At 58.0% G+C, this 21,116-nt stretch carries 20 protein-coding genes and 2 pseudogenes; 7 read left to right on the top strand and 15 right to left on the bottom strand.

The annotated features are described in order from the left end of the window. Positions 1 to 14: 14 nt before the first annotated feature. Positions 15 to 938 (bottom strand): LysR family transcriptional regulator, encoded by a 924-nt coding sequence (locus HNQ83_RS17855; protein WP_175390152.1) that lies wholly within the window; start codon positions 936 to 938, stop codon positions 15 to 17. A 148-nt stretch (positions 939 to 1,086) separates the two neighbouring features. Here HNQ83_RS17855 and HNQ83_RS17850 point away from each other — a divergent pair, with 148 nt between their 5' ends. Next, entirely contained in the window at positions 1,087 to 1,992 is a 906-nt protein-coding gene (locus tag HNQ83_RS17850; protein ID WP_175390151.1) for an NAD-dependent epimerase/dehydratase family protein, read from the top strand. 305 nt (positions 1,993 to 2,297) lie between these two features. Here HNQ83_RS17850 and HNQ83_RS17845 read toward each other — a convergent pair whose 3' ends face one another. The 8 genes from HNQ83_RS17845 to HNQ83_RS17810 all read right to left on the bottom strand — a co-directional run bounded on the left by HNQ83_RS17845 (position 2,298) and on the right by HNQ83_RS17810 (position 10,473). Continuing rightward, positions 2,298 to 3,278, bottom strand: a complete 981-nt coding sequence (locus tag HNQ83_RS17845) for a transketolase family protein (protein WP_096512036.1) — start codon at positions 3,276 to 3,278, stop codon at positions 2,298 to 2,300. Between the two features lie 3 nt (positions 3,279 to 3,281). Further along, complete coding sequence (locus tag HNQ83_RS17840; RefSeq protein ID WP_175390150.1) at positions 3,282 to 4,166, bottom strand: transketolase; 885 nt, start codon at positions 4,164 to 4,166, stop codon at positions 3,282 to 3,284. Between the two features lie 79 nt (positions 4,167 to 4,245). Beyond that, a complete protein-coding gene (locus tag HNQ83_RS17835) occupies positions 4,246 to 5,349 on the bottom strand; it encodes an LLM class flavin-dependent oxidoreductase (RefSeq protein ID WP_175390149.1) in 1,104 nt (367 codons plus the stop codon). A gap of 202 nt (positions 5,350 to 5,551) precedes the next feature. Further along, positions 5,552 to 6,349 carry an SDR family NAD(P)-dependent oxidoreductase gene (locus tag HNQ83_RS17830; RefSeq protein WP_175390148.1) on the bottom strand — a complete coding sequence of 266 codons (798 nt, stop codon included), beginning with the start codon at positions 6,347 to 6,349 and terminating at the stop codon, positions 5,552 to 5,554. Between the two features lie 29 nt (positions 6,350 to 6,378). Beyond that, positions 6,379 to 7,878: a sugar ABC transporter ATP-binding protein gene (locus tag HNQ83_RS17825; protein WP_175390147.1), complete on the bottom strand. Its 1,500-nt coding sequence runs from the start codon at positions 7,876 to 7,878 to the stop codon at positions 6,379 to 6,381. Between the two features lie 23 nt (positions 7,879 to 7,901). Beyond that, entirely contained in the window at positions 7,902 to 8,852 is a 951-nt protein-coding gene (locus HNQ83_RS17820) for a sugar ABC transporter substrate-binding protein (RefSeq protein WP_175390146.1), read from the bottom strand. 59 nt (positions 8,853 to 8,911) lie between these two features. Further along, entirely contained in the window at positions 8,912 to 9,898 is a 987-nt protein-coding gene (locus HNQ83_RS17815) for an ABC transporter permease (protein WP_175390145.1), read from the bottom strand. A 59-nt stretch (positions 9,899 to 9,957) separates the two neighbouring features. Beyond that, the gene (locus HNQ83_RS17810; protein ID WP_175390144.1) at positions 9,958 to 10,473 is read right to left on the bottom strand and encodes a flavin reductase family protein; all 516 of its coding nucleotides are present in this window, start codon (positions 10,471 to 10,473) and stop codon (positions 9,958 to 9,960) included. Positions 10,474 to 10,762: 289 nt separating this feature from the next. Here HNQ83_RS17810 and HNQ83_RS17805 point away from each other — a divergent pair, with 289 nt between their 5' ends. After that, positions 10,763 to 11,698 (top strand): LysR family transcriptional regulator, encoded by a 936-nt coding sequence (locus HNQ83_RS17805; RefSeq protein WP_175390143.1) that lies wholly within the window; start codon positions 10,763 to 10,765, stop codon positions 11,696 to 11,698. A gap of 37 nt (positions 11,699 to 11,735) precedes the next feature. On the opposite strand, the gene HNQ83_RS17800 is transcribed toward HNQ83_RS17805, so the two are convergent. Together HNQ83_RS17800 and HNQ83_RS17795 are read right to left on the bottom strand one after the other, a co-directional pair. Next, complete coding sequence (locus tag HNQ83_RS17800) at positions 11,736 to 12,200, bottom strand: hypothetical protein (protein ID WP_175390142.1); 465 nt, start codon at positions 12,198 to 12,200, stop codon at positions 11,736 to 11,738. Between the two features lie 74 nt (positions 12,201 to 12,274). Next, a complete protein-coding gene (locus HNQ83_RS17795) occupies positions 12,275 to 13,165 on the bottom strand; it encodes a universal stress protein (protein WP_175390141.1) in 891 nt (296 codons plus the stop codon). Positions 13,166 to 13,311: 146 nt separating this feature from the next. Here HNQ83_RS17795 and HNQ83_RS31245 point away from each other — a divergent pair. Together HNQ83_RS31245 and HNQ83_RS17790 are read left to right on the top strand one after the other, a co-directional pair. Continuing rightward, positions 13,312 to 13,418: pseudogene (locus tag HNQ83_RS31245) on the top strand (phosphoribosyltransferase); the annotation flags it as partial. A gap of 37 nt (positions 13,419 to 13,455) precedes the next feature. Next, positions 13,456 to 14,421, top strand: coding sequence for a ribose-phosphate pyrophosphokinase (locus tag HNQ83_RS17790; RefSeq protein ID WP_175390140.1), 966 nt, complete (start codon positions 13,456 to 13,458; stop codon positions 14,419 to 14,421). 133 nt (positions 14,422 to 14,554) lie between these two features. Here the strand turns inward: HNQ83_RS17790 and HNQ83_RS17785 are convergent, their stop codons facing one another. Further along, positions 14,555 to 15,475, bottom strand: a complete 921-nt coding sequence (locus HNQ83_RS17785) for a universal stress protein (protein WP_175390163.1) — start codon at positions 15,473 to 15,475, stop codon at positions 14,555 to 14,557. 306 nt (positions 15,476 to 15,781) lie between these two features. Here HNQ83_RS17785 and fnr point away from each other — a divergent pair, with 306 nt between their 5' ends. After that, positions 15,782 to 16,525, top strand: a complete 744-nt coding sequence (gene fnr / locus HNQ83_RS17780; RefSeq protein WP_175390139.1) for a fumarate/nitrate reduction transcriptional regulator Fnr — start codon at positions 15,782 to 15,784, stop codon at positions 16,523 to 16,525. Between the two features lie 81 nt (positions 16,526 to 16,606). On the opposite strand, the gene HNQ83_RS17775 is transcribed toward fnr, so the two are convergent. Next, positions 16,607 to 17,506, bottom strand: coding sequence for a universal stress protein (locus HNQ83_RS17775; RefSeq protein ID WP_175390138.1), 900 nt, complete (start codon positions 17,504 to 17,506; stop codon positions 16,607 to 16,609). Positions 17,507 to 17,729: 223 nt separating this feature from the next. Between HNQ83_RS17775 and HNQ83_RS17770 the strand changes: the two genes are divergently transcribed. After that, positions 17,730 to 18,293 (top strand): GNAT family N-acetyltransferase, encoded by a 564-nt coding sequence (locus tag HNQ83_RS17770; RefSeq protein ID WP_175390137.1) that lies wholly within the window; start codon positions 17,730 to 17,732, stop codon positions 18,291 to 18,293. Between the two features lie 53 nt (positions 18,294 to 18,346). Here HNQ83_RS17770 and HNQ83_RS17765 read toward each other — a convergent pair whose 3' ends face one another. Both HNQ83_RS17765 and HNQ83_RS17760 read right to left on the bottom strand, forming a co-directional pair. Continuing rightward, complete coding sequence (locus tag HNQ83_RS17765) at positions 18,347 to 19,270, bottom strand: universal stress protein (protein WP_175390136.1); 924 nt, start codon at positions 19,268 to 19,270, stop codon at positions 18,347 to 18,349. 193 nt (positions 19,271 to 19,463) lie between these two features. Further along, positions 19,464 to 19,949 (bottom strand): annotated as a pseudogene (locus tag HNQ83_RS17760) (zinc-binding dehydrogenase); the annotation flags it as partial. 130 nt (positions 19,950 to 20,079) lie between these two features. On the opposite strand from HNQ83_RS17760, the gene HNQ83_RS17755 reads away from it, so the two are divergent. Beyond that, positions 20,080 to 21,000: a universal stress protein gene (locus tag HNQ83_RS17755; protein ID WP_175390162.1), complete on the top strand. Its 921-nt coding sequence runs from the start codon at positions 20,080 to 20,082 to the stop codon at positions 20,998 to 21,000. Positions 21,001 to 21,116 lie beyond the last annotated feature (116 nt).

Raw genomic sequence — 21,116 nt, 5'->3', positions numbered from 1 at the left:
GGCTTGACCTGCCGTCATGAAGGTTTGAGATGCGGGCCAATTCTCTCCAGCAGAAAATCAATAAAAACCCTGACCCGATGGGGTAGTTGCTGTCCCGGGCCGATAAACACCGCATGAATCGCCTCGGTTTCACCACTGTTGAATGGCTCCAGCAACGGCACCAGGCGCCCCGACTCGATATCGGCATTGATATGGAAGCTCGCGAGTCGAGCGATACCCAACCCCGCCAGCGCAGACTGGCGCATGCTCTCGCCATCACTGAGCAAGGCATTGCCTTTGGGTTCAATTTCGATGCGCTGGCCGTCGGCATCGCGATAAACCCACGCCTGCGAATGACGATGAAAACCAAAGCTCAGCCGATTATGCCGCTGCAGGTCATCCAGGGTTTTCGGCTGGCCGTAGCGTGCGATGTATGCCGGTGATGCCACCGTGATCATTCGGCTTTCACCCAGTCGACGCTGCACCAGGCTCGACTCCTTCATCGGTCCGGTGCGTATCGCGACATCCGCGCGTCGTTCCAGTAGATCCACGACGGTATCGGTCAGCTCCACGTTCAGGGTGATGTCCGGGTAAGCCGCCAGAAAATCAGGCAATTGCGGCAGCAGGCAATGCAGGCCAAACGGAAGATTGGCATTGACCTGAATCAACCCGCTGGGTTTGGCCACATTGCCAATATCCCGCTCGGCGGAGTCAATCAGTTCAAGAATCCGCAGGCACTCATTGTTGAACCGCTCGCCTTCGGCCGTGAGCTCGAGGCGTCGGGTGGAACGATGAAGTAAACGTGCGCCGAGTCGCGTTTCCAGACGGGCGATCAACTTGCTCACCGCCGAGGGCGACATGTCCAGACGCCGGGCGGCTTCCGAGAAGGTCCCCGCACTGACGACTCGGGTGAACACTTCCATCTCGCCGGAACGGTTGATGTCTTTGAGATTTAGCATGAACTATATTCACAGATACTTGTAGTTAGAGCAGTCTAGCTCATAAGCGGACCCCATCGTATCGTGAGGCGATTCCTTGACCAGGAATGACCGCGCCTTTGCTTCAAGTAAAGGCCGGGCAAACTCAAGATGCGAAGGAGACAGAACATTGAAAATTTTCGTTACGGGTGTGACCGGTTACATCGGCGGTTCGATTGCCAAATACCTGGTGGATGCGGGTCATGAAGTCAGTGGCCTGCTGCGTAACCCGGAACAGCGCAGTGCGCTGCTCGCGCTGGGCATCACCCCGGTGCTCGGCACCCTGGATGACGCTTTTATCCTCAGCGAACAGGCGCGTGCTGCCGACGCGGTGGTGAATGCGGCCAACTCGGATCATCTGGCCTCGGTTCAAACCTTTATCAACGCCCTGAGCGGCAGCGGCAAAGTACTGCTGCACACCTCGGGCTCCAGTGTTGTAGGCGACGATGCTCGCGGTGCTTATGAGCGTGCCGAGATCTTCACCGACGAGACGCCATTCACCCCCATGGACATCCGCAAGGATCGGGTCCACATCAACCAGGTCGTGCGGCGCGCAGGTGTCGAACAAGGTATTCGCAGCATCGTGTTTTGCCCGACCATGATCTACGGCGAATCGTTGGGGTTGCCGGCCAAAAGCGATCAACTGCCCAAGCTGTTCGCACAATCGCGCAAATATCGCGCCGGGGCCTATATGGGGGCCGGGGTCCATCGCTGGTCCAACGTGCACATCGAAGATCTGGCAGAGCTCTATCGCCTGGCCATCGAAAAGGCTCCATCGGCTTCGTTGTTCTTCGCCGAAAACGGCGAAGCATCGTTCCTGGAAATCGCTACATCCATCAGTAAGTCCCTTGGTTTTGGTGGCGAGATTCAAAGCTGGCCGGCGGATGATGCCATCGCCGAGCTTGGGGATTGGGCGCGCTTTGCCATCGGCTCCAACAGCCGCGTACGAGCGGTCAATGCGCGCACTCTGCTTGGCTGGAAGCCCAAGCGCGAATCGATTTTGCAGTGGATCGAAAACAGCGGCGTTCAATGGTAACAACCGCTGACTGTCGCGGTTCTGAAAGCTCACTTCGGTGAGCTTTTTTATGCGCTGGCGAATGCTTTTCCCAGGCAAATCACATCCATAAAAAAACGTGCAACCAGGGTGATCGTCAATGAAGACCCTCGTTGCACGTCAGGCCCAACAAGCCTAAAGGGGTAAACCGGTATGGCGTTACTGCCGATCAGTCAATCAGGTTGACCTGTGGGAGCGAGCCTGCTCGCGAAATCGATGTATCAGGCGAAATCATCGGCGATTGACACACCATCGCGAGCAGGCTCGCTCCCACCCGATATCCTGGTTCAGGCCAGCACCTCCAGCGCCACGCTTTCGATACCCGCCGCATCCAGCCGGTAATGCCGATAGAGGTGAGTCGGTGGCGCAATGAGGCTGTACTCGTCGTAGATTCCATGGCGTCGCACTTTCACCCCGATGCCCTCCTCCGCGATCACTTCACACACGGCACCACCCAAACCGCCAATGATGTTGTGTTCTTCAACGGTAAGAATCGACCGACTGTTGCGCGCCGCGGTCAGTACCGCCTCACGGTCCAGCGGTTTGATGGTGGTCATATCGATCACGCCCACCGAACGCCCGGCGGCATTCAAGGCTCGCGCCGCTTCAAGGGCGGGATGAACCGTGGAGCCGGTCGCGATGATGGTCAGTTCATCGCCGGTCAGGTGTACGGTTGCCTTGCCGAAGACAAAATCGGGAACGGTTTCATACACCACCGGATCACGGCCGCGCTGAATGCGGAAGTAGATCGGTTGCGGGTAGTTGGCTGATGCGAGTATCGCCGCCTTGAGTTGATTCCCGTCGGCGGGAGCAACCACCGTGATATCGGCAATCGAACGCATGATCGCCAGGTCTTCGGTGGCGTGGTGCGAGGTGCCATAGAAGCCCAGGGAAATCCCGGCATGGTGGCCGATCAGGCGCACCGGCAAGGCTGAGTACGCCACGTCCATACGGATCTGCTCGCAGCACAGCAATGGCAGGAAGGACGCAAAGGTTGCCACGAACGGCTTCATCCCCACTGCCGCCATGCCGGCGGCGGCAGACACCATGTTCTGTTCGGAAATGCCGAACTGCACGAATTTTTCCGGATGCAGTTCGGCGAATTTTGACAGGCCGTTGGAGTATTGAAGGTCAGCAGTACCGGCAACGATCGGCTCGCCTCTTTCAACCAGTTCGATCAAGGCGTCCGACAGGGCATTCAAGCTTGGTGTCTGGCTATTCAGTTCCCGGTACTGCCAGGAGTTGTTCGACAGCGGTGCGGTATTCATGAGTTAGATCACCTTGCTTTTGATTTCGTCGATAGCACGTTGCGCATCCTCGGGATCGAGATACCCCAGGTGCCAACCCGGCTCGGTTTCCATGTAGGAAACCCCTTTGCCCTTGACCGTATTGGCGATGATGCACACCGGCTGCGTGCGCGTCGTGTCGGCCTTGAGGCGTCGCAACAGGCGGGTGACTGCCGCGAGATCATGGCCATCGACCACATGGGTTTCCCAACCGAATGCAATCCACTTGTCCGCCAACGGCTCGATACCGATGACGTCGTCGACATTACCGTCGAGCTGATAACCATTGCGGTCGATGATCGCCACCAGGTTTGCGGTTTTATGGTGGGACGCCGACAGCGCCGCTTCCCACACTTGCCCTTCCTGCATTTCCCCGTCACCGAGCATCACGTAAGTGGTGAACGACTTGCCCTGCATCCGCCCGGCCAGGGCCATGCCCAGGCCGCCGGACAGCGCGTGACCGATGGAACCTGAGGAGAAATCCACGCCAGGGACTTTGCGCATATCAGGGTGGTCGCCCAGCGGATTGCCGAGACGCGTGTAGTTGTCGAGGATTTCCTTGGCGAAGAAGCCCCATTCCACCAACACCGGAAACAAACCGACGGCCGCATGCCCCTTACCCATCATGAAACGATCGCGGTCGGGCCATTTGGGCTCGGCGAATCGCAAGTCCATCACGTCGTAATACAGCGCGGCGAACAACTCGGCGGCGGAGAACACCGACGTGTAGTGGCCGACCTTGGCGATCTCGATCAGCCGGATGGTTTCCAGGCGAATGAACTGGGCTTTTTCCCGCAGGCGAGCCAACTCTTTCGCTGTCAGTTCAAAGGCGTGATCCGCGTTGTCGCGGAAATCTGTCAAATCAGTCATTTGTCGTGTCCAGGCGCATTACTAAAGTTTCGGCCGCATCCGCGATGCGGCCGCACACAAGCCCAGCGCAATCGGGTGATTACTGCGCTTTCAAGCGGGGTGTCATGTAGTCGTTGAGGCGCGGCATGACCTGCTGCGCGGTCAGTTGCATCGAGCGCCGCCACAGCGCTTCGTCGTCCCACTCGTGGAACGTGGTCATCAATGTGCCGAACGGCCCGGTCTGCTCACTGAACGCGACCAGTTGCTCGGTGACGGAATTGACGTCGCCGTAAATCACCATTTCCTTGATGCAGTGGTCGACCGTCACTTCCTCGTCGGTCATGTCGGGGCGGGTCTTGAAGATCTTGGTGTAATGGTTGGTGGCCAGGTTATCGATCATGTAGTCGAAGTAGCGCCGCAGCGTGCAACTCTCTTGCGCCAGGTAGTCCTCCGCCTGGGCCTGGGAGTCGGCAACGAACACCGAACGGGCCACGCGCCAATTGTTGGCATCGGCCTTGATCCCCGCACTTTCCGCGCCCTGACAGTAAGCCTGCCAATGGGACGCCACCGTTGCCGTCGGGTTGAAGTTGGCGGACATCAGGTCCCAATCCTTGGCGCCCGCCAGTTTGGCGGTGCCGGAAAACGGACTCATGGCCGTGGTTGCCACCCGTGGAAACGGCTTCTGGAATGGCGTCGGCATGTAGCCGATCTCCAGTTCGTGGTGCACCGAGTCCTTGAGGCTGACCTGGTAATGCTCCGAGGAAAAATCATAGGGTGCGCCCGAGTTCCAGATCGCACGGATCATCTCGTAGCACTCCACCATCATCTGCCCACGGTCCTTGCCGTTGCTGCCGTACACCTCGAAGTCGGAAGCCAGCCCACCCGGGCCGATGCCCATGATGAAACGCCCCTTGGACATGTGGTCGAACATCGCGGCATCGGCGGCGATTCGCGCCGGCAAATGGTGCGGCAGATTCAGCACGCCGGTGCACAGTTTCATGCGTTGGGTGAGCGGAATCAGGGTGGACAGAAATTGCAGCGCATTGGTAATCGGCTCGGTGCGTTGTGACGTGTGCTCACCGACCCAAAGCTCATCAAAGCCGACGCTGTCGGCATGGACGGCACAAGCGATGTCCTGATCGTACATCTCGTGATAGTCCCAGCCCTTGTGATGAAGTGGCTGCATGAACATGGCGAGTTTCATGTCGTTCTCCTGCTGTTTTCAGTGACCGGTGCGCAGCGAAACTGTTTTCGCTGCACACCGTTTTCATGACGTGCGCTCGTTTCGCAGGCGTGCCAGTGCCGGCGCTGCAAGTCGCAACGTTCAAGGAATGGGTTAAATATCCGGGGCAAGTGACGCGTGACATCAGCGCGTGTAACTCACCCTCAAATGCTTTGTTTGCGCTTCAACTTCCGTGCAGCAACCAGCCGCCGTCCACCAGCAAATCGATGCCTGTCACATAGGACGACAGCGGTGAAACCAGGTACAGCACCGCATCGGCGATCTCCCAGGGCTCTGCCGCCCGGCCCAGGGCGATGTTGCCCAGCACGTTGTTCTGCCGGTGCTGCTCGAGCAGTTCCGGCTCCAGGTTGCCCGGTGTCGCGGTCAAGCCTGGCGAGATCGAATTGACCCGGATGTTGAAGGTACTCAAGTCCTTCGCCAGGCTTCGGGTCATGGCCAGTACCGCCCCCTTGGAAGCGTCATAGGCGCAGTGATTGGCCATGGGCCGGTGACCGCAAATCGACGACAGATTGACGATTGCCCCGGCGCGTTTCTGCCGGCGCATCTGCCGTTGCGCGGCCTGAGCCCCCAGGAACACCGCACGCGTATTGATCGCGTGAAGTCCGTCCCAGAACCCCGCATCGACATCATCAATCGCCTTGAGCGGGTAGACACCAGCGTTATTGATCCAGATATCCAGGCCACCGAAACGCTCGATTGCCGTGTCCGCCAGCCCTTGGATGTCACTCGGACGACGGACATCGGTGGCGTGAAAGGCCACAGGAAATCCAGCCTCGATCAACTCACCGCTGCGCTCCGGCGCCAGACTCCCAATCAGCACATTGGCCCCTGCTTCGGCCAGGCGCCGACTGATGGCGAAACCGATGCCGCTACTGCCGCCGGTGACGACGGCGGTTTTACCGGACAAATCCAGCAATTGGGCAAAGGGGCGATACGGCAGCGCCTGGTACGGATCCGACATGTTTGATCCTCCTCGGTTAATGTCCGTCATCACGCGGTGGCCAGGGTCATGATGCTGTCGGGAGCAATCTGCGGCCGATGCAGAATGCCTTGGGAACAACCGCGCGCCATGACCATGACCCGATGGGACAGACCGATGACTTCCTCCAGGTCGGAACTCACGACAATCACTGACACCCCCGTTTTTGCGAGATTGATGATCAGCTCGTAAATCGCCGCACGAGCGCCCATGTCGATGCCTCGGGTCGGCTCATCGAGAATGATGACCTTGGGGTTACGCGCAATCCATTTGGCGATCACCACTTTCTGCTGGTTGCCGCCGGACAACTTGTCGAGCATCTGCCCCGCCACGCCCTTGATCCCCAGCGCCGCAATGCGTTCACGAGCGAATGCCGCTACCCGGTGATTGGCCATGACGCCGCAGGAGCTGAGGCTATCCAGGTTGCAGTAGGCCAGGTTCTCGGCAATCGTCTGGCTCAGCACCACGCCTTCGGATTTGCGGTCCTCCGGGATCAGCACGACACCGGCGTGGATCGCCGCCAGCACGTTGTTGGCCGGTAGCGGTCGATCCCCCATCATCACCCTGCCCTGGCTCAACCCGCTCAACCCGGCGATCGCCTGGACCAGCTCCGTTCGACCGGCGCCGACGATGCCGGCAATGCCGAAAATTTCCCCGGCCTTCACTGAAAACGACACATCGTGAAAGCGCCCGGCCTTGTCCGACAGCTGCTCGACGCTCAATACCACCGCATCCCCCGGGGCCGGCAACTCCGGAAACAATCGGTCGATCGGGCGCCCCACCATCTGCGACACCAGGACGCCGACATCAGTCGCGCCGCTGTCGTGACGTGCGATCAGGTGACCATCGCGCATGACCACGACCTTGTCGGCGATCCGGGCGATCTCGTCCATGCGATGACTGATGTAGATGAAGGACACGCCCTCGCTCTTCAGTTCTTCGATCTGTTTGAACAACAGGTCGGTTTCATCCTTGCCCAGCGCAGCGGTCGGCTCGTCGAGAATCAGCAGACGCGAGTTGAGGGTCAGGGCCCGGGCGATTTCCACCAGTTGCTGGGCGGCGATCTTCAGTTGCCGCACCGGTGTGTCCGGCGAGATATCCAGGCCCAGGCGCCGCAGTTGCTTCTCTGTTTCACGGAACATCTTCTTGCGGTCGATGATGCCGTCGCGGGTCGGCAGATGACCGAGGAAAACGTTCTCCGCCACGCTCAAGTCAGGCAGCAGGTGGACTTCCTGATGGATCATGTTGATCCCCAGCGCCATCGCAGCCCCCGGTCCACTCGGCGCATAGGGCTCACCGGCCAGGAACATCGTGCCTTTGGACGGCGCCAGTGCGCCGGCGACGATCGAGGAAAAGGTCGATTTACCCGCACCGTTTTCCCCCAGCAACGCCACCACTTCTCCATAGCCGATATCTAGGCTGATATCTTCCAGCACCCTGACCGAGTTGAATGACTTGCCGATGTTGCTTGTACGGAACAACGGCTCCCGGGCGGAATTGATCGCACTCATGACTTGCCCTCCCTTCACCGGTCTCAAGGATGTTGCTCAAGGAAGGTGGCTGCGTTTTCCCGGGTGGTGACGAAGGCCGGCAACAGCTGCGTCTTGGTCACCGGTTTACCTTGCTGCAGATCGACGGCGGTACGCAACGCGGTACGTCCCATTTCCACGGCTTGCTGTGTGATGGTCATGTCCAGTTTTCCATCGCGAATCGCTTCCAGGGCCGATGGCAACCCGTCATAACCGAACACCCAGACCTTGTGATCGATGTTGGCCACCTTGACCGCCTGAACCGCACCGAGCGCCGGCGCATCGGAGCGACCGATGAACACGTTGATCTTCGGGTTCTTCTGCAGCATGTCCTGGGCGACCTTGAAGCCGTTGTCCTGCAGCCAGTCGGTTGGTTTGCGGTCGATGATCTTCATCTCCGGCGCCTCGGACAGCACCGCATCCAGGCCTTTGGCCCGAGCGACTTCAGTGGAGTCGCCAAGCGTCCCTTGCAGCAGGCCGATTTCAGCCTTGCCCCCCGTCAATTTGATCATTTGCCGGGCCAGTTCGCCCGCGGCGGCCAGGTTGTCGGTGGAGATATAGGCATCGCATTCGACGTTTTTCGGAAAGTTGTCGATGCAGATCACCGGCACACCCTGCTGTCGCGCCAAACGCACAGGGACGGCCGAAGCAGCACTGCCCGTGGCGGTGTACAGCAGCACATCGATGCCTTTGCTCAACATGTCCTGAATCTGGCTGACCTGGCGTGCGGGATCGGCCTGTGCATCGGCCACCAGTACATTCTTGATGCCGAGGGTCTTGGCTTGCTCCATGACGCCGTCCCGGACCATCAGGTAGAACACCCATTGCAGGCTGGGAATCGACATCCCCACGGTGATTTCGTCCGCAGGTTTGCCTTGAGCGTAAGCGCCGGCCGACATCAGGCAGCCCAGCAAGGGCAACCACAGGAAACGAAGCGAAATAGCAGACAGGTTCATGGTTATTACCTTTTTATTGTGTGTGTGGAACGAGGCCGGTTCTGGTCAACGGCCCGGGATCAGTCAGCCTTGCGCTTGAGCAAGTCGAGCATCACCGCAAACGCGATCACCGCGCCGATGACCACTTGCTGGACGAAGGGGGAAATGCCGGCCAGGTTCAGGCCATTGCGCAGGACGCCGATGATCAACACGCCGATGATCGTGCCGACCACACTCCCCGCGCCGCCCTTGAGGCTGCCACCGCCGATCACCACGGCAGCGATCACATCCAGCTCGTAGCCGACACCCGCGCCGGCGCCGGCGGTGTCCAGGCGGGAGGTCATGATGATGCCGCCCAGGGCCGCACAAATGCCGGAGATGATGTACACCGCGCTGGTGTAGCCCTTGACCCGGATGCCGGCGAGTTTGGCGACCTTGCTGCTACCGCCGATGGCATACAGGCTCCGACCGGGCACCGAGAACTTGAGAACGAACCAGAACACCAGCGCCAATACCACGAAACAACTGACGGTGAGCGACAGCACGCCGCCGTAGCGAATCACCGAGAGGTTGCTGAACCATTCCGGGAATCCGCTGACTTGCGCACCGTCCGTGACCATGTAGGCCAGGCCGCGGGCAATGGACATCATTGCCAGCGTCGCAATGAATGACGGGAGGCCAGCCCGAACCACCAGCAGGGCCGTGGTCGAGCCACACGCTGCACCAACGGCTATCGCGCCGAGCATGGCCATCCACATCGGCAGGCCGAGCACCTGTTCGAGCCAGCTCATGACCATGATCGCTACCGCCAGCACTGCACCCACTGACAGGTCGATGCCACCGATGAGAATCACCAGCGTCATACCCAGCGCCATGATGCCCAGCACCGTTACTTGATCCAGCACATTGAGCAGGTTACTCAAGGTCAGGAAACTATCGGTAAAGAAGGTTAATACGGCACATAGCAATAAAAGTCCGACCATCGGACCTGCCACGCTGTTGTCCAGGCCGACCCACTTTGGAATCGACCCGGACAGTCTTGTTTTTGCCAACAACTGATTGTTCATACCCACATCCACTTCTTATGTAATTGTTATAAGATCGAGCAGTGCGCGACAGCGATGAATTAACGACCTAACTCCCGATAACGCCCCTCCATATAGAGAAGTGGCTCGCTTAGTGATTGCGTGATCACGTCAATGACATTACCGATAATCACGGTATGTGTACCGTGTTCAATCTCCTGCACCACTTCGCAAAAGATCGCGGCCTGGGCGTCCGCCAAGTAACGAATACCGTGAACCCCGGTACGCCAATCACCCTCGACAAAGCGCCGTTCGCGCAGATCGGGCTGGCTGAAGATTTTGCAGATCGGCTCGTGCCGGCTTTGCAGCATGTTCACGCAGAACAGCCCGGAACGCTTGATGATCGGAGAGGCGCTGGCGCTGCGGTTGACACAGACAAGCGCCGACGCTGGGTCCATCGATACTGAGGAAAAGGCGGTCGCGGCCAGGCCGTGGTGCTGACCATCGTCATCACGTGTAGTGATCAGGGTTATGGAAGAGGCAAAGCGGCCCATTGCCATTTTGAACTGACCGGCCAGGTCTATCGAAGGGGCGGCCTCTTGATATTGAACACGCATAGCATAAACCCTCTTTTTATTGTGACTCACAGGCACTGACTTGCATTATTAACAATCAACCGAACTTTTCTATTCGATTTTAGGGAATTGGCTTTTCACTAAAGCTGAAAGATGAACCCAACAACAAACATATTTGAATTCGCTTCACAGATGCCCTGGAATCCCTATCCCAAAGCGCTTGCGCATTTATTCGCACTAACTGTGGCTTCTTTGATTAGATGGTTTTTGCTGAATAATTGGCTGATACTTTTCGAACAATAAAATGCAACTTTCACGAGGCTCAATCCCCATGGTCGATCGATTGCAGGACATGCGGCTGTTTCGTCTCGTCGTTCAGACAGGTTCGCTTTCAACGGCGGGTCGGCAGATGGGCCTGTCGCCAGCCGCCATGAGCGGTCGACTCAAGGCGATGGAGGACTTCTATGGATTGCGCTTGCTCAAGCGCAACACCCGAAGCTTGAGCCCCACCGCTGAAGGACAGCTGCTGTTTGAAAATGCGCAGAAAATTCTCGAGGAGGTCGACAACCTCGACAGCATCATCAAAAACGGCCACAGCGATCTGCTGGGCACTATCGGCCTGACGTGCCCTACGGATCTGGGTCGGCAGTGGATCAGCCAGTTGGTCGACAGCTTCATCAGGGAAAATCCCCATATCCGCATTCGCCTGTTTCTCACCGACCGCGTACTGGACTTTGTCGAGTCAGGCTCGGACATTGCGATCAGGTTCGGCGACCTTCCGGACAGCACGCTCATCGCCCGCTCCCTTGGCGCGGACCGGCATATCGTGTGCTGTTCTCCGCAGTATCTTGAAGAGCACGGCGCACCGCTCAGCCCTGAAGACCTGCAGCATCACAACTGCCTGGTACACCTGAGTGCGGATTTCACACTTGATCGGTGGAGATTCATGGACAAAGGCGTGCCGACCACCGTTCAGGTCAAGGGCAATCGGCTGGCCAATGACGGATTCACCCTGCGCCAATGGGGCGTTCAGGGCTTGGGGATCATCTGGAAGTCGGTCTGGGAAGTGGCGGACGACATACAGGCCAAACGGTTGATCCCGTTGCTTGAAGACTATCAATGCCCCAGCACCGGGTTTCACCTGCTGACCGAGGGTGGGAAAAAGCTACCGTTACGCGTCAAGACTTTCGTCGATTTTGCCGTGCAGTACTTCAAAAAGCTCGATACGCCATCGCGACCTTATGTGGAGGGAGCAAGCAACCTTTAAGGCCCTCCGTCCATGATTTCATTCCCGCCTGCGATCTTTACAACAACCGGTCATCCACCTGATACCGCGAGGCGTCAGACTCCCACAGGGCGTTGATACAGGCGTCCCCGTCCTCCTCCGTTACAGGTTCAAGCGCTAGCGGGTCCAGCAAGCGGCTGTCGACCAACGCGAGTCGCACAACTCCGTTTTTATCGAGGAACGTTTGTGCCAAGCATTCGCATAAAGATTGCGGTAAGGCTGCCATGGGAGGCTCTATGTCGGCATTCTCAAGCTCGATCTCGAAACGCGCGGAACACGTATTTACCAATTCCTTCAACGCATGAGAGGCAATGTGATACGCCGCGAAATAAAACGTCGTCAACGCCAGCAAGATCAGCAGCAGGAAAATCGCTTCACGTTTCCACTGCCCTTTGCCCGGCCGACGCAGTTTTCCAAGTGTTGCACCTCTGCCCCTCCACCAACCTTGCACCACGTGTATCCCAATCAGCTTGTTGATGCTCATGACAAGCCCCTCACCCACGTGTGACAAGAGCATGGAACCAACAACAAGATGCCGTAATACCTGGTCCTGTCGCTCTAGATCGCCAGAATGCTGCAAGGCACCTGATACAGGATGTGTTCGGTCGTGCTGCCCAAAAGCTTGTCCAGGCCACGAGACTGGATTCTGCCCATCACGATCACATCCACACCGTGCGCATTGGCAAACTCACTCAGTACCGAAACAGGGTGCCCCTCAATGAAATGCCAACGGTCAGGGGGCACACCATATTGATCAGCCAGGTCGAGGAACGATTTTTCCAGTTCCCCGCGCAACTGACTGCCAAGGTCCGAAAGCGTCAAGCCACCGCCGCCCATGTCGCCCAGATAGGCGGTCGATATGTCGCAGGCGAACAGCAGGTGCAATTCGGCCTCACACTGCAAGGCGAGACCGGAAGCCTGCTTGATGATCCGCTCATTGAGCTCGCTGCCCTGAGGCTCGGTATTCGAAACGTCAACCGCTGCCACCACCTTGCGCGGCAAGGCAAGCCCTCCTTCACCGGCCAGATACACCGGGACCGGGCAATGGCGCAGCAAGCGCCAGTCCAGCGGAGTGAAAAACGCACGCTTGAGCGCGGGTTCATGCTGCACTTGCTTGATTAACAAGTCCGGCTGCATTTCCGCGACGTGATCAAGAATGTCCTGCTGCAGGTCATCGGCCCAATTCGCCTCCGTTGTCACGTCGATTCCCCTGCCGCGCAGGTTTTTCGCCTGGTCCTTCAACCAATCGCGATGGTCTTGCAGGTAACACTCGCGAGCCATCTCCCGGTCGCCCTCTTCGAGCAGCGACAGCAGTTTCCAGGAAGGGATCAAGGCGGCAATGTGCAAACTCGCACCGCTGGCCTTGGCCAGGGCCGCTGCGTGGCTTATCGCCTGGGAATGGCGCAGGGCCGGGTTGATGATCAGTAATAACCGTTGATATTGGCTCATGATCCGACTCCAGACTGAGGGGACTCCGCGCTTACAATCGCCCTCTACGCGGGCAGCTGGTTTGTCCTCGCACAACAGACACCAGCGTTTCCCGTTCAGAGTCCTCTGTTCATGCCGTCCAGGCGTTGATTTATATCAAGTGTCCGCGCAAGTGCGCGTATCGGGCACAACTCGGGTGCGTCGGGTCTACACTGCGGTATTGGTCGACCGCCATGTTTGCCAACAGCCGATTCATGCCGACATTGTTGGGGTGAGGCGCATTTGATATCCGGCCTCCCAGGAGCTTATGCATGCTTGTTCAGCCCCCGCTTCTTTTTGCCCTGCAAGGCACTGAACGCTATGCAAGCCGCGTCGCCCAGCGGCTTGGCTGCCCATTGGCGCGCCACGAGGAGCGTGATTACGAAGACGGCGAACATAAGTGCCGGCCACTGGATTCGGTGAACGGACGCGAAGTCGTGGTGTTCCATTCCTTGTATGGGGATGGCCAGCAGAGCGCAAACGATAAGCTGTGCCGCCTGCTGTTCTTCTGCGGTGCACTCAAGGATGCCGGCGCTCGTCACGTGCAGGTGGTGACACCCTACCTCTGCTACGGGCGCAAGGATCGTCGCAGCCAGCCTCAAGACCCCACCATCACGCGTTATGTGGCCACTTTTTTTGAAGCCAGTGGCGTGGATCGCCTGATCGCCCTGGACGTGCATAATCCGGCAGCGTTCGACAACGCCTTTCGCATTCCAACCTGGAATTTGCAGTGCACCGAACTGTTCGCCGAGCATTTCGCCGGGCTTGTCGGCGACGCCGAAGTGGTTGCGGTTTCCCCGGACTCAGGGGGTACCAAGCGCGCCGAGCAGTTTCGTCAAGCCCTGGAGCGGCAACTGGGCCGTTCGGTCGGCAGTGCCCTGATGGAAAAGCACCGCAATCAGGCCACGCTGACAGGCACCCTTTTGATCGGCGAAGTCTCAGGCAAGACAGCCATTGTTTTCGACGACCTGATCAGCACGGGTGAAACGCTGAAACATGCCGGCCTTGCCTGCCAAAAGGCGGGTGCTGTCCGAATGTTCGCAGCCGCCACCCATGGTTTGTTTACCGCAGGCAGTCGGCTGTTCGACCCACCTCTTTTTGAACACATTGCAATCACTGATTCCGTGCCCCCGTTTCGCTTGCCGCCTGACGGTGTCACGCGCCACGTGCGGGTACTCGACAGCACGGCCCTTACCGCGACCTTGCTGGCGGAGAATGGAGCCTTTGATCAGGTCTGAGCATTTGGGAAATCGATTGGGGTGAGCTCAACACCATGGCCGTTTCCCAGAGCATTCGGGGGAGCGTTATTGATTGCGCCTTTTGGCTCAAGGCGAGTTGATTTTTATCAACTCCAGGTTCGACAGTGCCCCTTCAGTCAGACGAGGGTAAGGGTTTGACGATCATCAAACTGCACGGTGCCCGGTTCAACACGCTCTCGGCGGTACTACCGATAAACCAGTCACTCCCGTGGGGATAAATCGTACCCATCACCACGATGTCAAAGGCATTCTGCCGAGCAAAAAGTCCGATTACCTTGTGGGGGGTGCCTGTCAGCGAATGTCGGCATGTCATCTTGATGCAATAGCGTTCAGCAAGGACCTCGAAGGCTTCTTGCTGGGCATCCTCAATCGCGTCTCTCAAACTGTTGTCCAGACTGCCTGTCGGTACACTCATCAACGTATCGTTCAACACCGACCAACGACTGACATTGAGCACGTGCAGCGCGGCACCGCAACTGGCCGCCAGCGTCGAAGCAAGGTCGAGTATTCGGTCATTCAAACCCTGAGTCAGTTCTTCCAGGTGGGACAGATCGATCGCCGCGAGAATTTTCAGCGGTTGGGGGTGCGCGGCACTGGTCACCAGGTGCAAGTGCGCCGGACACTCGCGCAGCAAGTGCCAGTCCAAAGGTCGATGAAAGGCCCGGTCGAGAGCCGGCACGTAATGAGTATCCTTGATCACCATATCCGGATGAAAGTCATTCACGTACTCAAGCACGTGCGTCAGGTTCGATCTGGCCCAGACCACTTCTGTGGTCACCTGCATGCCGACGCATCGGTGAAACCGGGCTTGCTGCTCCAGCCAATGACGATGCACTTGCAGATAACCCTCCCGAGCACGGGCCATCGCATCGTGGTCAAGCAAACCCGCCACCGCCAGTGCCGGGACATAGTCGAACGCGACAATATGCAAAAACGCACCGGTTGCACGGGCCAGCGCATAGGCACGTTCAAATGCCGGGGTAAGGGTCATTTCGCCAGGGGCTATCAATAGAATGCGTTTGAGTTTGAGCATCATGTGCCTCTCCCTGAAACGTTTACCTGGAAGATTGCAAATCTGATGTCGCTCATTGCAATTCTCCACCCGCCTCTACGTCACCGATCAATATGAGTTGATTGTGTGAGTCTGGAGGCGTTGGAACTTGATTTACCTCAAGTTTCAACGCAGCGACTACCGGGCTATTCAAATCCGTTCAACTGCTGATCCGGAACGCAGCAAGATGAGGATCCACTCGTCGAATCCCTCAATTTATGACGTGTTCACCCCCGTCGATGGCGATCGAGAAACTATGCTTGATTAGCTGATATAGAAGGCTTCCATGTGAATGAAACTCGATCCTATCGCGACCAACATCTCAAAGCTGCCTGTTCCAGTTGCAGCGTGTTGGAGTTGTGCTTGCCGCTTGGCTTGACCGGTGTGGAAATCGAGCGTCTGGACACACTGATCACGCAACGACTTAAGGTCAAAAAAGGCGCAGCGCTCTACCGCGCAGGCGATCCATTGCGCTCGCTGTATGCCGTCCGAATCGGTTCGTTCAAAACCAGCGTGCTTTCGGTCGATGGCCGCGAGCAAGTCACGGGGTTCCAGATTCCAGGTGAAATGCTCGGTCTGGACGCCATCAGCACGGATCTGCATACCTGCGATGCGGTTGCCCTGGAGGACAGCGAGGTCTGCCCCATCCATTTTGCTCATCTGGAAAAACTTGCCCGAGAGCTGCCTTCACTGCAGCACAACCTGAACAAAATCCTCAGCCGGGAAATCGTTCGCGATCACGACATGCTGATGATGCTGGGCAACATGAACTCGGATGAACGCCTGGCCGCTTTCCTGCTGAATATGTCGCAACGCTTGAGCTCTCGCGGTTATTCCTCCCGCCACTTTGTGCTGAAAATGCGTCGGGAGGAAATAGGCTCTTACCTGGGTCTGCGCCTCGAAACCATCTGTCGGGGCATCGCGCACCTGCGAGACCAAGGTTTAGTGGAAATAACCGGCCGCGACGTGAATATCATGGACCTGGACGGGCTCAAGCAACTGATCGTGGGCTGCCATCGTCACCTGGGATGACACCTGCCGTCCGCAGAATCTTCAGGCGTGCCATGGTTCTGCATCGCCCCGGCCAGCCGTTACAACTGCAAGCGCGTCCCGCTACCTGACCGCCAGTATACTCCCCGGCACCGAGTACAGCGCTCGCTCGGTATTGCTGCCGATCAGCCGGTCGATTCCCACCCGATGCACAGCACCCATTACCACCACATCCGCCAAGTATTCCTCGACGAATCCACTGATCACGGGGACCGGCAACCCCATAACGAAATGACGTCGTTCAGGTGGCACGCCGTAGCGTTCCGCCAGTGTAATAAACGCCTCGTGCAAGGATTGACGCAGCGCCTCGATAAAGTCCATGCCCCAACCGCCCCCAGCCAGTGGCGCGTCGCTGTTGAAGACCGGCGACAAGTCATAGGCGTACAGCAGGTGTAACGGCGCATCGCATTGCAACGCCAAGGCGTTGGCCGTCTGGATGATGGTGTCGTTCAAACCACTGATCTGTGTCGACGGATCGAACGGGTCCACTGCCGCGACGATCCGGTGTGGCAAGCTGTAACGGACCTGGTTGACCAAGTGCATGGGAATTGGGCATTCACGCAACAAGTGACAATCGAGCGGGGTTATGAACACCCGCTTCAGCACGGGTTCAAGGGTTACATCCTTGATCAGCAGGTCGGGCTGCAGATCTTCGACAGTTTTCAGAATATCCAGCAGCGCATGGGTGGTGAAGACGGCTTTGACCGTCACCTCCAGCCCCAACTCGCTGAGGCGATCGAACTCTTCCGCCTCCCAGCGGCGGTAGCGACGCAAATAGCGCTGCTGTTCTGCATCGTCAACTTTTTCATCCCACAAATGCACCACCGGCGTCGGTTCGACAAAGGCCCGTACATCAAGAAATGCCCCGGCGGTCCTGGCCAGCGCGACGGCACGCTGCACGGCGGGAGACTGATGCAGGCTTTGATCGACAATCAGCAGCAACCGTTGATATTGACGACTCATCACACACCTCCGTTCGACCCCGGTCATCACGTACCGGCATGCGTCAACACTGCGCCCTGATACCTCGTGCGGGTTGATTTACATCAAACACGCGCGAATTGACGCCCCTGTCACCAGTCTCTGATCCAGATCAAATTCCAGCGTGCACGGCGGCGTAGAAAGGACTCAAACGCGTTTTTTTGCCGCTCGCCAACCTTCAAGAAACGCACTGGAGGAATACCCCATGCTCACCGTCAAAGACCACAATGATCGGGCCGCGGCCACCTACGCCGCAGTCGACGGCCAATACTGGATCGAAGCGGTCAGGGACGGCCGCCACGTGCTGATCCGGCCGCTGGTGGAAAAGGATCGCGACCGTGAATATGCCTTCATCAAACGGCTATCTCCGGAGTCCCGGCACATGCGTTTTCTTGCGCAGATCAATGAGCCCGGCGCTGCGATGCTCGATCAGTTGATGGACACCGACAACAGACAGCGCGTGGCCTACATCGCCCTGGTCCACGACAACGGTCAACTGGTCGAGATCGGCATCAGTCGCTACGCGGCCACCGGCGAACATGCATGTGAATGCGCCGTCACGGTCGCCGATGAATGGACCCATCTGGGCCTGGGTACGTTGCTGCTGGAGCATTTGATCAAGGCCGCCCGCCACAACGGTTATCGCCAGATGTATTCGGTGGACGCCGCCAGCAATGCGCACATGCGCGACCTGGCCAAGGCATTGGGTTTCGAGACGTACAATGATCCCGAAGATACCCGTCAGGTCATCCATCGCCTTTACCTGTAAAAAATCGCTCCGTGATGTTCCGGCCAACGGTCCATCGCGGGGCGATCCAATCCTCAGGATTGCAGCACTCGTCCTGGCTTGATCGCCAGCACACTGCACGGCGCCCGATGTAAAAGCTGTTCGGCCGTGGTGCCTAACAGTTTACTCAAGCCTTTGTGTTGTACTGTACCCATGACGATGACATCAGTGCCGTGGTCGGCGACGAATTTACAAATGCTCGCCACGGGTGCACCTTCCTTGAAGTGGCGGCGTTCCGCAGGTACGCCGTGGCGTTCAGCGGTGGCCGCAAACGCCTCCTGCTGAGCCGTTCCCGACATTTCATAAATCCCGGTGGCCAGCGGCAATGCGGCAAAGCCCATGTCCTTGACGTATTCAGCCGTCCAGTCATAGACGTGCAGCAATTCAAGACCGGCCTCACAGACGGCCGCCAGTTTCGCCGCCGCGTCGATAATCCGGTCGTTGAACACAGGGTCCTGATCTTCATCGCGCAATACATCAATGATGGCCAGTACGTTACGCGGCCGGGGATTTAAAGGTGTGGTCACCAGATGCACCGGTACCGGACAATCACGCAGCAGCTGCCAATCCAGCGGTGTGAAAAACACCCGTTTCAACGCCGATTCTTCCTGGGCGTCCTTGATGATCAGCGCCAGCGGCATCTCGTTGATGAAGTGCAGGATCACTTCGAACGGATGCTGTACCCACACCACCTCACTGGTGACCTCGACGCCATGTTTGTTCATCAACCCTGCCTGATTGGCAAGCCATTGCCGATGGGTTTGCAGATAGCCGTCCCGGGCCCGGTCGAACTGTTCCGGGGCGAACAGTCCGGCTATCGCCAGGGTCTGTGAATAGTCAAACGCCATGATGTGCAATGGTAAATGCATCGCCAGCGCCAAGGCCGCGGCACGGTCGAACGCCGGGGTACGGGTCATGGCGGAGGGAGCGATCAAGAGTAAGCGTTGAGTCTGCGACATGCGGCACCTCGGCACGCGGCCATTTCAATCCAGTATTAGAGCTACAGATTGATTGCCCACTGTTCTGACCACTTGATTTTTGTCAGTTACCCGCGCGATGTCCGTCAGGACACCCCCATGCCCGCCCGCATCGCCAGCGTCAGCTTGCACCAGGCCTACCTCCGTTCGACATCGAGATTCGCCCCGCCTACCTTCACGGCGTAATGGCGACCTTCATCACACCGTCCCGTTGGTGAGCAAACAACTCATAAGCCGCCTCGATATCATCAAGTTTGAAACGGTGAGTCACCAGCGGCGACAGGTCCACGCCGCCGCCCTGCACCACCGCCATCAAGCGGCGCATGCGCTCTTTTCCGCCGGGGCACAGTGTGCTGACAATGCTGTAGTCGCCCAACCCTGCGGCAAAGGCGTCGAGGGGAATACGCAGATCGCTGGAGTAAACGCCGAGGCTGGACAGTCGACCACCCGGACGCAGTACCCGCAGTGCGGATTCGAATGTCCCCTGGGTTCCCAGTGCCTCGATGGACACATCGACACCCCGGCCATCGGTCAGGGCCATGATCTGCTCGACCACACTGCCGTCCTTGAAATTGACGACATGGGTCGCGCCCAACCGTCGCGCGACGTCCATCCGCTCAGTCACGGCATCGACGCCAATGATCGTCGTCGCGCCTTTAAGGCTCCCCATCTCAATTGACAAAGATCAAACCCTCCGTCCCGGTCAGCAGCAGGATACGTGCAAGGCTTTACTGCCCAACATCTCAGCCATTGGTGCAGCCCATTGCGTGAGTACCTACCGGAGGTCTGTCATGTCTGATCAATCACGTTTCATGCTGATCGTTTCACCGTTGATGGAAAACAGCCCTGCCTTCGACCGGGCCGCCGCTCTGGCCAAGGCTTCGGACGCGGCACTGCACATCGTGGCGTTCGATTACCTCGAAGGGCTGGCGACGGCTGGGATGGTCAACGAACAAGCGCTGGAACAGATGCGGCTGGGCTATGTCGAGCGCCATCGCCAATGGCTTGAAGACCAGGCTAGACCGTTGCGCAAAATCGGGGTTCACGTCACCACTGAAGTGGTGTGGGTGGAGCGGCCATTGCAAGAAATCCTCATTCATCTGAAAGAACAGCAGATGGCTGTAGTGATCAAGGCGCTGGAACACGAATCCCTGCTGTCACGCCTGATGTTTACTCCACTGGATATCCATCTGCTGCGCGAATGCCCGGTTCCTCTGCATTTTGTCAGCCATATGCACCATGCTTTGCCGCGCAAAATCGTCGCCGCCGTCGACCCTTTCCATCGTGATGACCAATATGAAGGTTTCAACGACAGGATTTTGCGCGAGGCGTCAAAACTGGCCACGACCTGCAACGCCGAGCTCGACGTGATCTACGCCCACGACCTCTCATCGATCAGCGCAGATGAATTCGGATTCAGTAACGGCTCGGCATTTTTTTCTTCGAGCAAAGCCAAAACCCTGTTTGAGGCGCAGGCTGATGCGTTCCGCGAGCTTTCTGAACGCAACGGTATTCCACCGGAGCACCAGCACATGATCATGGGTAACCCGGCCAAGGTGCTTACCAGCTATGCAGGGGCCTATGACACTGATGTCATTGTCATGGGTCGCGTAGGCCACCGCGCCATGGAGCGATTAGTCGGCAGTACCGTGGAACATCTGCTGTACAAGATGCCCTGCAGCGTGTGGGTGCTTTCGCCAGAAAAAATTTGAACGATGGATAATGGCCTATCAAGAGAACTACGTGACGGGAGAGTGAGACACGGCCGCAGTCAACATACGGTACGTGTCGCTTCACCTCGCAAACTGTTCGGTTTTTTAAGTCGACA

This window comes from Pseudomonas sp. C2B4, from assembly GCF_013359695.1.
Lineage (GTDB): Bacteria > Pseudomonadota > Gammaproteobacteria > Pseudomonadales > Pseudomonadaceae > Aquipseudomonas.
The sequence above is the reverse complement of the archived record's forward strand: the minus strand, read 5'-3'. Positions and strand labels throughout refer to the sequence as shown.

Coding starts and splice junctions, on each gene's coding strand:
- HNQ83_RS17855 (WP_175390152.1), bottom strand. CDS start 938: ATGCTAAATCTCAAAGACATCAACCGTTCCGGCGAGATGGAAGTGTTC.
- HNQ83_RS17845 (WP_096512036.1), bottom strand. CDS start 3,278: ATGAATACCGCACCGCTGTCGAACAACTCCTGGCAGTACCGGGAACTG.
- HNQ83_RS17840 (WP_175390150.1), bottom strand. CDS start 4,166: ATGACTGATTTGACAGATTTCCGCGACAACGCGGATCACGCCTTTGAA.
- HNQ83_RS17835 (WP_175390149.1), bottom strand. CDS start 5,349: ATGAAACTCGCCATGTTCATGCAGCCACTTCATCACAAGGGCTGGGAC.
- HNQ83_RS17830 (WP_175390148.1), bottom strand. CDS start 6,349: ATGTCGGATCCGTACCAGGCGCTGCCGTATCGCCCCTTTGCCCAATTG.
- HNQ83_RS17825 (WP_175390147.1), bottom strand. CDS start 7,878: ATGAGTGCGATCAATTCCGCCCGGGAGCCGTTGTTCCGTACAAGCAAC.
- HNQ83_RS17820 (WP_175390146.1), bottom strand. CDS start 8,852: ATGAACCTGTCTGCTATTTCGCTTCGTTTCCTGTGGTTGCCCTTGCTG.
- HNQ83_RS17815 (WP_175390145.1), bottom strand. CDS start 9,898: ATGAACAATCAGTTGTTGGCAAAAACAAGACTGTCCGGGTCGATTCCA.
- HNQ83_RS17810 (WP_175390144.1), bottom strand. CDS start 10,473: ATGCGTGTTCAATATCAAGAGGCCGCCCCTTCGATAGACCTGGCCGGT.
- HNQ83_RS17805 (WP_175390143.1), top strand. CDS start 10,763: ATGGTCGATCGATTGCAGGACATGCGGCTGTTTCGTCTCGTCGTTCAG.
- HNQ83_RS17800 (WP_175390142.1), bottom strand. CDS start 12,200: ATGAGCATCAACAAGCTGATTGGGATACACGTGGTGCAAGGTTGGTGG.
- HNQ83_RS17795 (WP_175390141.1), bottom strand. CDS start 13,165: ATGAGCCAATATCAACGGTTATTACTGATCATCAACCCGGCCCTGCGC.
- HNQ83_RS17790 (WP_175390140.1), top strand. CDS start 13,456: ATGCTTGTTCAGCCCCCGCTTCTTTTTGCCCTGCAAGGCACTGAACGC.
- HNQ83_RS17785 (WP_175390163.1), bottom strand. CDS start 15,475: ATGCTCAAACTCAAACGCATTCTATTGATAGCCCCTGGCGAAATGACC.
- HNQ83_RS17775 (WP_175390138.1), bottom strand. CDS start 17,506: ATGAGTCGTCAATATCAACGGTTGCTGCTGATTGTCGATCAAAGCCTG.
- HNQ83_RS17770 (WP_175390137.1), top strand. CDS start 17,730: ATGCTCACCGTCAAAGACCACAATGATCGGGCCGCGGCCACCTACGCC.
- HNQ83_RS17765 (WP_175390136.1), bottom strand. CDS start 19,270: ATGTCGCAGACTCAACGCTTACTCTTGATCGCTCCCTCCGCCATGACC.
- HNQ83_RS17755 (WP_175390162.1), top strand. CDS start 20,080: ATGTCTGATCAATCACGTTTCATGCTGATCGTTTCACCGTTGATGGAA.